Here is a 2,826-nt window from a genome sequence, read left to right on the forward strand (position 1 = left end):
CGAAGAGCTCGACGATCTCGCCGCGTGCGAGCAGTTCTTCGGCGAAATGCTGGCGCGTGAGGCCGACGCCGTAGCCGTGGCGCACCGATTCCAGCAGCAGGCCGAGATCGTCGACACGCAGGCCGGTCGACGGCTCCGGCCAATCCTTGAGACCGGCGGCTTCAAACCAGGGCTGCCAAGGCTCCAGCGCCGAGCGCAGCAGGTTGGCGTGCAGCAGGTCTTGCGGCCCCTTCAGCGGCGGGATGGTCTTCAGGTAGGCCGGGCTGGCGACGGCGAAGGCCGGCTCTTCGAATAATTTTTCGGTGACGAAATTGGGATAGTTGCCGGCGCCGAAACGGATTTCGACGTCGCTCTCCGACAGGCTCAGATCGTACAGCGGCACCGACAGGTACATCTCGACGGTGATGTCGGGATAACGCTGCGTGAACTCGGCGATGCGGGGCACCAGCAAGTGACGCGCGAACGTCGGCGGCAGCATGATCTTGACCTTGGGCTGCACCGTGGCGTTGCGATGCGGCATCGGAAAATCGGTCAGCGTGCGCAAGGCGGAGCGCACCACGTCGAGATAGCGGCGACCGAATTCGGACAGGCCGATCGAGCGGCCGTCACGGAAGAACAGACGCTCGCCGACGAACTCTTCCAGCAAACGGATACGGTGCGACAGCGCCGATGGCGTGATGCAGAGTTCTTCCGCCGCCACGGCGAATGAATTGTGACGCGCCGCCGCTTCAAACGCGGAAAGGGCATGGACGGGAGGAAGGCGTGTTGCCATGTCTTGTTCTACCTGCTGTTGTTGCGGGACGGCCGCCACGCGGCGCGTCCCGGGGTGCTGCTTGCTATTGGATGCGGAATCAAATGATTACCAGCGTACGATCTTGCCCGGATTCATGATGTTCTTGGGATCGAGCGCATGCTTGATCGCCCGCATCACATCAATGGCGCCGTCGCCGTGTTCCTGCACCAGGAAATCCATCTTGTGCAGGCCGACGCCATGTTCGCCGGTGCAGGTGCCGTCCATCTCGATGGCGCGCGTGACCATGCGTTCGTTGACGCCTTCGGCGCGCGCGATGTCGGCCGGATCGTTGGGATCAACCATCATCTGCACGTGGAAATTGCCGTCGCCGACGTGGCCGATAATGGCGTGGACCAGGCCGTTGGCTTCGCAGTCGGCCTTGGTTTCCAGCACGCATTCGGCCAAGCGTGAAATCGGCACGCAGCAGTCGGTCGAAATCGCGCGCGCGCCGTGGCGCAATTGCAGGATCGCGAAGTAGGCGTTGTGACGCGCGGCCCAGAGGCGCGAGCGGTCTTCCGGACGCGTGGCCCATTCGAAGCCCAGCGCGTTGTTGTCGTTGGCGAGTTCCTGCACGACTTCGGCTTGTTCCTTGACGCCGTTTTCGCTGCCGTGGAATTCAAACAGCAGCAGCGGATTTTCGGGCAGGGTCATCTTGTCGTGGGCGTTGATCGCCTTGACGCCGTTTTCGTCGAGCAGTTCGACGCGCGCCAGCGGCACGCCGACCTGGATCGCCTGGATCACGGTGTTGACCGCGTCGGCCACGCTCGGGAACGAACAGATCGCCGCCGACACCGCTTCCGGTTGCGGATACAGGCGTACGGTGATCTCGGTGATGATGCCCAGCGTGCCTTCGCTGCCGACGTAGACGCGGGTCAGGTCGTAGCCGGCCGATGACTTCTTGGCACGGGTGCCGGTCTTGATGATGTTGCCATCGGCGGTGACCACGGTCAGCGCCAGGGTGTTTTCACGCATGGTGCCGTAACGCACGGCATTGGTGCCGGAAGCGCGGGTCGAGGCCATGCCGCCGATGGAAGCGTCGGCGCCCGGATCGATCGGGAAGAACAATCCGCTGTCCTTGATTTCCTGGTTGAGCTGCTTGCGCGTGACGCCGGCCTGCACGGTGGCGGTCAGGTCTTCACCGTTGACCGCCAGCACCTGGCTCATCTGCGACAGGTCGATCGTGATGCCGCCTTGCAGCGCCAGCACGTGGCCTTCCAGCGATGTGCCAGTGCCGTAGGGAATGACGGGGATGCGATGTTCGCTGCAGGCCTTGATGATGGCGGCGACTTCTTCGGTGGTGTGGGCGAAGGCCACGGCGTCGGGCAGCATCGGATCGTAGGACGACTCGTCACGGCCGTGATGCTCGCGCATCGCCTGCGTGGTCGAGAAACGATTGCCAAGCAAGGATTGCAAGGACGCCAGCAACGCTTCGGGAACGGGCTTGCGCAGTTTCTGCGCATCAACGATATGGTTCATTGTCTGTCTCTCTGTCTGTTGGAATAGTGACGCAGGGGAATATTGCAACGCCCCGGAACGCAATCAAACACGGGCGCGGCGGCTTGCTCTGACGTCAAAACCTCTGTGGATTTTACTCTCTTGCCGCAGACATATTTTATATTTGTCTGACAACTTGAGCTCTGAAGGCCCATTTTTTAGCTATGCTTGGCTTTTCATTTGCAGAGAACAGAGGATAGATAACCACATGGGCAATCGCCTTTCAAAAATTGCAACGCGCACCGGCGACGACGGCAGTACCGGCCTCGGCGATGGCAGCCGCATCGCCAAGGACGCGCCGCGCATCCATGCGCTGGGCGAAGTCGACGAACTCAATTCGCAACTCGGCCTGCTGCTGTGCGAAGACTTGCCGGCCGGCGTGCGCGAGGAATTGCTGGCGATCCAGCACGATCTGTTCGACCTGGGCGGCGAGCTGTGCATTCCCGGTTACAGCGTGATCGCCGACGCGCAGGTGGCGCAGTTGGATGCGCTGCTGGAAAAGCACAACACCGATTTGCCGCCGCTCAAGGAATTTTTTA

3 protein-coding genes are annotated in these 2,826 nt (G+C 61.9%); 1 reads left to right on the plus strand and 2 read right to left on the minus strand.

Annotated elements, in window-relative coordinates; all coding sequences use genetic code 11:
- On the minus strand, positions 1–772 hold a 772-nt coding region (locus tag HLUSI_RS0104125; RefSeq protein WP_029363112.1), incomplete at its 3' end, for a LysR substrate-binding domain-containing protein.
- An 87-nt stretch (positions 773–859) separates the two neighbouring features.
- Positions 860–2,269, minus strand: a complete 1,410-nt coding sequence (locus tag HLUSI_RS0104130) for an FAD-binding oxidoreductase (protein ID WP_016832773.1) — start codon at positions 2,267–2,269, stop codon at positions 860–862.
- A 226-nt stretch (positions 2,270–2,495) separates the two neighbouring features.
- On the opposite strand from HLUSI_RS0104130, the gene HLUSI_RS0104135 reads away from it, so the two are divergent.
- Positions 2,496–2,826, plus strand: a 331-nt coding sequence (locus tag HLUSI_RS0104135) for an ATP:cob(I)alamin adenosyltransferase (RefSeq protein WP_016832774.1), incomplete at its 3' end; no start/stop codon positions are given.

This window comes from Herbaspirillum lusitanum P6-12 (genome assembly GCF_000256565.1).
Taxonomy (GTDB): Bacteria; Pseudomonadota; Gammaproteobacteria; order Burkholderiales; family Burkholderiaceae_D; genus Herbaspirillum; species Herbaspirillum lusitanum.

Coding starts and splice junctions, on each gene's coding strand:
- HLUSI_RS0104130 (WP_016832773.1), bottom strand. CDS start 2,269: ATGAACCATATCGTTGATGCGCAGAAACTGCGCAAGCCCGTTCCCGAA.